The sequence below is a fragment of the Microvirga tunisiensis genome (assembly GCF_009296175.1).
Classification (GTDB): Bacteria; Pseudomonadota; Alphaproteobacteria; order Rhizobiales; family Beijerinckiaceae; genus Microvirga; species Microvirga tunisiensis.
The window spans coordinates 1-6,822 of sequence record NZ_VOSK01000316.1 but is presented as its reverse complement, the minus strand read 5'-3'; the positions used below and the strand labels follow the sequence as shown (position 1 = coordinate 6,822).

Sequence of the window (6,822 nt, the reverse complement as noted above, 5' to 3'; positions counted from 1 at the left end):
CAGGCGCCCACCGTCGAAAGCAGCGGTGATCTTCTTGCGGCCAACGGCTGGAAACGGGAAGGTGGCAGGTGTATCGTCCGGCATGGCGAGTGTGGCACAGGGCAATTGGTGGCAGGGATTAGTCTCAACAACCAAATCCTACGCTGCTTCAAGTGCTTAAGCTACACTCGCCAGCCTTCATCAACCTTCCCATGCATAAGAACGGCTAGATGCAAGCCGGGACAGGGCAGGGAACGATACTGTGAGGCTGACAGGAACCGCTTTCGCCTTGATAAGTTGTCCATTTGTGGCATTATATAGCAAGTTGTCTACAAATGGACGAGAACTCATGGTTGCCTTAAGAGCCGAGAGCACACCACGACCCAACAAAGCTGGTCCTGGGCTTCGGACTTTCTTTCGCATTGCCGATGCTTGGCAGCTGACCCCAGCCGAGCAGATGGTTGTTCTTGGTCAGCCGCCTCGATCAACCTTCTATAAGTGGCGTGACCGGCCTGACGAGGCCTCTCTGTCGAGGGATACCTTCGAGCGCCTGTCCTATATCTTTGGCATCTATCGTGGCCTCCAGATCCTGCTGCCAAGCGAGCAGGCTGCTGATGCTTGGGTGAAAAAGCCGAATGCCGCCCAACCTTTCAATGGCCGCTCAGCGCTTGATGTGATGCTTGGAGGGAATGTTGCCGATCTTAATCTCGTCCGCCGTTACGTCGACGCCCAGCGAGGATAAGGTTGATCCCTACTTCTGCTGTCCGATGGCTGCCCTGCTATCGGATCATCCCGAGCCGCTTCCCGCCGATCAATCTGTTCGAGCGGGTCACAGATCCTGCCGATCTCGAAACGGTCCTCGACATCGAGAGCATGACCAATGACCGGTTGCGGAATGAGGTGGGCTCTCTCAACCTTGTCCCTCCGGAAGACCGGATCAGCGGCCCCGGCACCAGCCCAATCATGGCGGCATTCACTCACCTACCGCCTTACGGCAGCCGCTTCACCGATGGCAGCTTTGGCGTGTTCTACGCGGGCCGAACACTCGAGACGGCGATTGCCGAAACCAAGTACCACCGGGAGGCATTTCTGCGGGCAACCAGCGAGCCCAGGATCGAGCTCGATATGCGGGTATATGCCGTTGACCTCGATGCGGTGCTGCATGACATCCGGGGAATGAGGGACACCATGCTGGGGATCTATGACCCGAGCAGCTATACTGCGTCACAGGCTCTTGCGATTGAGATCCGCAACAGCGGCTCCTCTGGTTTTGCGTATGACAGCGTGCGCAAACCGGGCGGTGAATGCGTGGCCATCTTCAAGCCCCGGGTTCTGTCGAACTGCCGCCAGGAGCGGCACCTGACCTATGTCTGGGATGGCAGTTCGATCAGCACCGTTTACGAGAAGCGAGATCTCAGCCTCTAGCCTTTGCCATTGTACGGGCAGGGCTGCAGTGGCGGTGAACTCCTCAAGAAACGAAGCTCCAGAATGAGCTTTTGCGGCCATGTTCGGCTTTGAGGCGTCTCACATAGGCCTCATGAGCCTCGAACCTGCCGAAATCCTCGATCCGGTCAGCAAGGTTTTCGCACTCCTCAAGGTGGCGAGCGGCATGCTGGTACCGCTTGGTCCGGTTCCGCTCTAGGGCAAAGTCGATCAAGGCCCGGCGGAGAACGGTAGCCGCAAGTGGATGTTTTGCCTCCAGCGCAGCCGCGGCCGGCGCCAGGATCTCGTAGAAGTCACCGTTGAGTTCGTCTGCGCGGGTGAGCACCAGGTGCGCGGCATGCTCCAGCGCTGGCCAACTCACCAGAAAACCCAAGGCATGGTGCACGCTCGGATGGTTCCGCGCATGGGCGATGGCCCGCTCCTCAGCCTCAAGATCCTCGAAGTCGGGCAGACGCTTGAGGTAGGAGCGCAGGTGCTCTGGGTTGAGCGAGCGCTCGAAGCAGGTCCAGCGAAACGCCTGCGCCTCATCGGCTCGTCCAAGGGCCTCGAGCACCTCAAGCCGGGTCTGCTCCCATTCGACGGGGATCCAGCCGGGCCGGTCCTGATCGACGGCATTGATGGCAGCCCAGGCCTCGTCAGCGCGGCCCGCAGCCAGGAGCCGTTGTGCGATCTCCACAGCAACACTCGCAACGCCTCGAGCCTTCTCACTTTGCTGGGCAATGAAGGCGTCCACATCGCCCTGCGCATCCGCAATCGCCTCCAGCGCCATTCGAACAGTGCTGCTGCGATGGCGCTCAGCCAGCTCATCGGCGTACAAGGGTCCGCCCATCCCCCAGCCAATGACCTTCCGGTCTTCGGCACGACGCTTCTGCCGCGGCTCCTGTGACAGCTTGAGGATGAGGTGCTTGAGGTGGTCGAGGCCTGCCGCGCCGAGTGCCGGAGCCAGAACCCCAATCAGGCCGTCATACTGACCATACTCGTTTTCGATCAAAGCACGGTAAGCCTGCTCAGCCAGCACGTTGGGAGCGGCATCCGCTGCGGTGGCGATGTCCCCCAGATCACGGCAGGCGGTCTGAAAGACCGCAATCACGCTCCCACTGCTGTCATCACAGCGATTGAAGATCGAATTGGCCAATGCCATGAAACGCCAGAGAAGGTCCAGCGCTTCAGCTGCATCGACTTTGGCGACCTGAGCAATGGCCTGTCTCTGGGTCTCAAGATCCGCAACAAGGGCCTTACGCTGGTGCCAATCGACGAAGGAGCGGGAGCGGGCAATGGCTGTGAGGCGCTTGCGGATCTCCTGCGCCATGTCGGCAGGGCTGGCAGCACCCGCCAGTTCCAGCCGCAGGCGGCGTTGGGCCGCCGCATTGCCCCGGCTGATCTCGATCAACAGCTCAGCCAGACGCTCGGCTCCAAGTGCCTCGAGGTTCTTCGCGTTCAGAGTCTTGCGTGAGGCCATGTCGCATCCCGAGTGCGTCCAGGGCTCTCATTTATGGGTCAGACGGATCACAATCAATCCTGTGTGGGTTGCTGGTGGGAAGGAGCCCTCAGTCGGTGATATCGCATGTTATAACGTATATTTTAACAAACATTCTGATCAGCAAGCTATACGGAATGCTGTGCCAGGATGTCTGTACTCACTGCATCAATGGCCGTTCAGGCCAGTGGCTTTCGGCACGAACGCGAGGCACAGGCAAGCCCTTGGCGGTCTAAGCCGATCGGATCTGAGAATATCTGAGACTTCGAAAGAACTAGGACGCTACCTCGTAGCTTGAGGGTCAATAGGACGGGTCAAGATCCAGTCGGCTATATGAATAGCGGCCAGAAGGCTCAACCCCGTGTGATAGCCGGGATCGAGGTCTGGCGTTGCCGGAACGAAATCAACCGGTCCATCCCGCGTCAGAGTTTGATAAGCCAAGGAGCCCCGCCAGTAGTGCGTGAAGAACGCATGGTCGGCTTGCTCCCAGATGCGCAGGATCTCGCCGTCACCTGTTGCGGCGAAGCACAAGGCGGCAGACCGAATGGTCTCGGGCAGAGACCACCAGGGGCAGTAAGGAATTAGGGGATCGCCTGTTGCGGCTGAAATCGAGAGGCAAAGCCCGGGTCCAACGAAGCCGCGAGTAAAGGAGGAGCTAAGCACGGACTGAAGCTGCTGCACTAGAGCGGGTTCGGCGCTGCCCTGCAGGTGGTCCAGCGCGAAGCCCACGAACTCGATACCATGCCCGACATTGCAGGTATCCATCCCCGGAACATTGCGCAACAGGCCGTTTTCCGGGTCAAAATGACGTTCGAGAATATAGGCAATGAAGCGATCTGCGAAGGCTGAGTGCTCGCTCCGCCCAACGCGGTGGAGGAGGCCCGCCGCGCCGAGAAGGATCATCCGCGGACCGAAATCCTCAGGCTCATCTAAAGCTGTTTGGGGCGAGAGGCGACAGCGCTCGTCCATCTGGAACCGTCGCCGTTCGATCGCATCGACCACCTCGGCCAAGTAGGTGAGATGCTCCGGAACGTCCGCCGGAGCATAGCGTGCCGCCCCGGCGATAAGGCCCTTGGCAAAGAAAGCATCCGAATAGGTGAACACCCCGTCAGCAGCAGACTGCTGGTGCAGCATGCCGTCGGAACTCACATAGACGGGGTTCAGGTCGCGGTCGTAGCAGAAATAGCCGTGTCCATCGCGGCGCTTCAGATCGCAGAGTGCATGATAGAGAGCGACACCTGCCGCATCGAGTTCTGCGGCGAGGCTGGGATCCTCCGTCTCGAAAAACTCCGCATGCGTCGCAACTGCCTCAAGCCCCCGCCCCTGGATCCAACCATAGAGGTAGGACGGCCCGCGGACCCCGTCTGCGTCTCCATAGTCCGCGAGGCTCAGACTGTTGACCTTGGTGTTGAGGAAAGCGCCGGCAAGGCGCGGGCGCGCGAGCATCCAACGTAGGGTTGCCGCATTGGACTGTACATAGCGGGCATGCACATCCACCAGCGAGGGGTCCGATGCGGTCATTCCTTCAACCCCGTGCTCGCCACGCCTTGCACGAAGTTCCGGCGCAGCAGGACGAACAGCGTAATACTTGGAATGAGGACCAGCGCGGAGGCCGCGCTCAGCCGTCCAAGATCAACAGTGAAGCCCGTCTGAAACAGAGCAAGCCCCACCTCGATCGTGTAGCTGTCCCGGGTCGTTGCTACGATCAAAGGCCAAGCGAAGGCCGTCCAAGCTTGGAAGAAGGCCAGTACTCCAAGAGCTCCGAGAGCGCCGCGCAGGAGAGGGAGAACGATGCGCAAGAAGATCCAGAACTCCCCGGCACCATCGATCCTGGCTGCCTCCAGCAATTCGTCTGGAATGGAGTGGATCACATTCTGTCGGATGAGGAAGATACCGAAGCTCATCACCAGGTAGCCCAGCAGCAACCCCCAGGTAGAGTTGAGGATGCCGAGCGCCTTCGCCTGGAAGTAAAGCGGGATCATGTAAACCTCGAACGGCACAATGGCCGTGGCGAGGATGATGGCAAAGAACACGTTGAGCACGCGATAGCGAAACTTCCCCAAGATGTAGCCAGTGATCGCCGACGTCGCGAGAATGCAAATGGTAGACAGGGTCGAGAACAGGATGCTGTTTCCGATCCAACGCAGCAGTGGAGTGTCGGCCAGTACCGCCTTGAAGTTCGCGACAGTTGGATCGTCCGGAATGACTGTCGGGGGCCAGGCCAGCATCTCCTGTGGCGTCTTGAACGCGTTGGAGACGAGGAAGACCAGCGGCAGGATCATCAGCAGGCAGACGGCCGTCAGGACCACATCGATCGCAATGTTGATCACGCGCGCTTTTGTATGCCGGGCCATGCCGCGGCTCGTGGTTTTCTCGAGGAGAGGTCTCATGAGCGGCCTTTCTCCCGCAGCATCCTGAACTGGATCAGGGTCAGGATCAAAACGATCGCCAGTAACACCACTGCCTCGGAGGCAGCGAAGCCAACGCGGTAGTTGCGAAAGCTGTTCTCAAGCATGTCGAGTACCAGAACGCGCACCTGCCGTCCCGGCGCGCCCTGGGCATCAGAGGCCAGCACGAAGGCTTGGGCGTAGACGTTAAAGCCTGACACCAGGGTGACGACTGAAACGTACAGCGTGATCGGCTTGAGCAGAGGGACCGAAAGATGCCAGAAGCGCTGAGGGGCTGACGCGCCATCAAGCTCGGCTGCCTCATAAAGTGAGGTAGGTAGGCTCTTAAACCCTACAAGGTAGATAATGACCGCGTAGCCAAGAGCCTGCCACGAGCAGAGAACAATGACGCATAACACCGAGAGGACTGGATCGAAAAGCCAGGATCTGGGGGCAAATCCAACGCTGGTCAGCAGCGCATTCAGTGGGCCGAGACGGGCGTCGAAGATCCACTTCCATGCCATGGCAGCGGGCACGAGCGACACGACATGTGGAATGAAGATCGCCGCCTCATAGAAGCCAGCAAAGCGCGAGTGGGTCCGGTGATAGATGAGAGCGGCCAGCATCAATGCCAGCGGGATAGTCATGAGCAGGACGCCGAATGCAATGATGGTTGTATTGAGGAGCGCTTCCCTAAACAGTGGATCACCGGCGAGCTCCTCGAAGTTCGCGAAGCCGATGAAGGGCTTATTCTTCGATAGAATGTCCCATTTGTGCAGGCTCAGGCGCAGGGTATCGCCAATGGGATAGATCCGGACATAGGCGAAGATCACTAATGTCGGCAGGAGCGCGAGGAGCGCGAATATCCATCTCTTGCGCTGCACCAGGAGATCCTCTTCAAACTCCGTCCGGTACAAGTGCGCACCGGACGACGCAAGACAAAACGAAACAGGAGGCTACTTCCCGAGAACGCCTTCGCGGCGGAGGATCTGGTTGGTCTCGTCCGCTGCCGATTTGAGAAAGGCATCGATGGCCGCATCATCCTTTGCCAGAGACGCATTGCGGAAGGCATTGGTGAGCTGGGCAGCCAAGCGCGTCAGCACCTCCTCGATCGGTCCGATTGAGGGCAGCGTGAAGAACTTGTAGTCCTTCGGGTAATTTACAAAGGCGTTGAACGCCGGAGTTGCGTTGGTCACGCTGGAATAGTCGACGCCGGAGCGGTTCGGCAGCCAGCCGACATTCTTGAGAAGCCACGTCAGATTCTCGGGCTCGTTGGTGGCCATGACGAAGTCCCAGGCCGCCTTGGCGTCAGTACCTTCGGCCTTCACATAGAGATTGGTCGGCAGGGCTATGGAGCCACGTGGCAGCGGGGCGGTAGCGTAGCTGAGGCTAATGATCTTCACTAAAGACCTGCAACGGAGAGACCTGCGTGCCGGAAGAAGCTGGTGATGAGCTCAGGCCGTTGCTGCAGGCGGCCGAACTCGCGGCGGGCCAGGCGGTGCAAGTCGGCGACTGATCCGGGCAACGCGCTTTCCA

Annotated in this window: 7 protein-coding genes; 2 read left to right on the top strand and 5 right to left on the bottom strand. The window is 59.4% G+C overall.

The window, feature by feature from the left end:
* The first annotated feature begins 328 nt into the window (after positions 1-328).
* Together FS320_RS35145 and FS320_RS35140 are read left to right on the top strand one after the other, a co-directional pair.
* Positions 329-721 (top strand): MbcA/ParS/Xre antitoxin family protein, encoded by a 393-nt coding sequence (locus FS320_RS35145; protein WP_152717003.1) that lies wholly within the window; start codon positions 329-331, stop codon positions 719-721.
* A 2-nt stretch (positions 722-723) separates the two neighbouring features.
* Positions 724-1,404, top strand: coding sequence for an RES family NAD+ phosphorylase (locus tag FS320_RS35140; RefSeq protein ID WP_152717002.1), 681 nt, complete (start codon positions 724-726; stop codon positions 1,402-1,404).
* Between the two features lie 43 nt (positions 1,405-1,447).
* Here the strand turns inward: FS320_RS35140 and FS320_RS35135 are convergent, their stop codons facing one another.
* The 5 genes from FS320_RS35135 to FS320_RS35115 all read right to left on the bottom strand — a co-directional run bounded on the left by FS320_RS35135 (position 1,448) and on the right by FS320_RS35115 (position 6,689).
* Positions 1,448-2,881 (bottom strand): DUF6880 family protein, encoded by a 1,434-nt coding sequence (locus FS320_RS35135; protein ID WP_152717001.1) that lies wholly within the window; start codon positions 2,879-2,881, stop codon positions 1,448-1,450.
* A gap of 300 nt (positions 2,882-3,181) precedes the next feature.
* Positions 3,182-4,420 (bottom strand): AGE family epimerase/isomerase, encoded by a 1,239-nt coding sequence (locus FS320_RS35130; RefSeq protein ID WP_152717000.1) that lies wholly within the window; start codon positions 4,418-4,420, stop codon positions 3,182-3,184.
* Positions 4,417-5,253, bottom strand: coding sequence for a carbohydrate ABC transporter permease (locus FS320_RS35125; protein WP_152717005.1), 837 nt, complete (start codon positions 5,251-5,253; stop codon positions 4,417-4,419). Before FS320_RS35125 ends, FS320_RS35130 begins: the two co-directional genes overlap by 4 nt.
* A gap of 32 nt (positions 5,254-5,285) precedes the next feature.
* Positions 5,286-6,173 (bottom strand): carbohydrate ABC transporter permease, encoded by an 888-nt coding sequence (locus FS320_RS35120; protein WP_152717004.1) that lies wholly within the window; start codon positions 6,171-6,173, stop codon positions 5,286-5,288.
* Between the two features lie 69 nt (positions 6,174-6,242).
* Positions 6,243-6,689 (bottom strand): type 2 periplasmic-binding domain-containing protein, encoded by a 447-nt coding sequence (locus FS320_RS35115; protein ID WP_244627592.1) that lies wholly within the window; start codon positions 6,687-6,689, stop codon positions 6,243-6,245.
* Positions 6,690-6,822 lie beyond the last annotated feature (133 nt).

Bases quoted from the DNA above. Each gene is read 5' to 3' on its own strand.
- FS320_RS35125 (WP_152717005.1), bottom strand. From the start codon at position 5,253: ATGGCCCGGCATACAAAAGCGCGCGTGATCAACATTGCGATCGATGTG.
- FS320_RS35135 (WP_152717001.1), bottom strand. From the start codon at position 2,881: ATGGCCTCACGCAAGACTCTGAACGCGAAGAACCTCGAGGCACTTGGA.
- FS320_RS35130 (WP_152717000.1), bottom strand. From the start codon at position 4,420: ATGACCGCATCGGACCCCTCGCTGGTGGATGTGCATGCCCGCTATGTA.
- FS320_RS35145 (WP_152717003.1), top strand. From the start codon at position 329: ATGGTTGCCTTAAGAGCCGAGAGCACACCACGACCCAACAAAGCTGGT.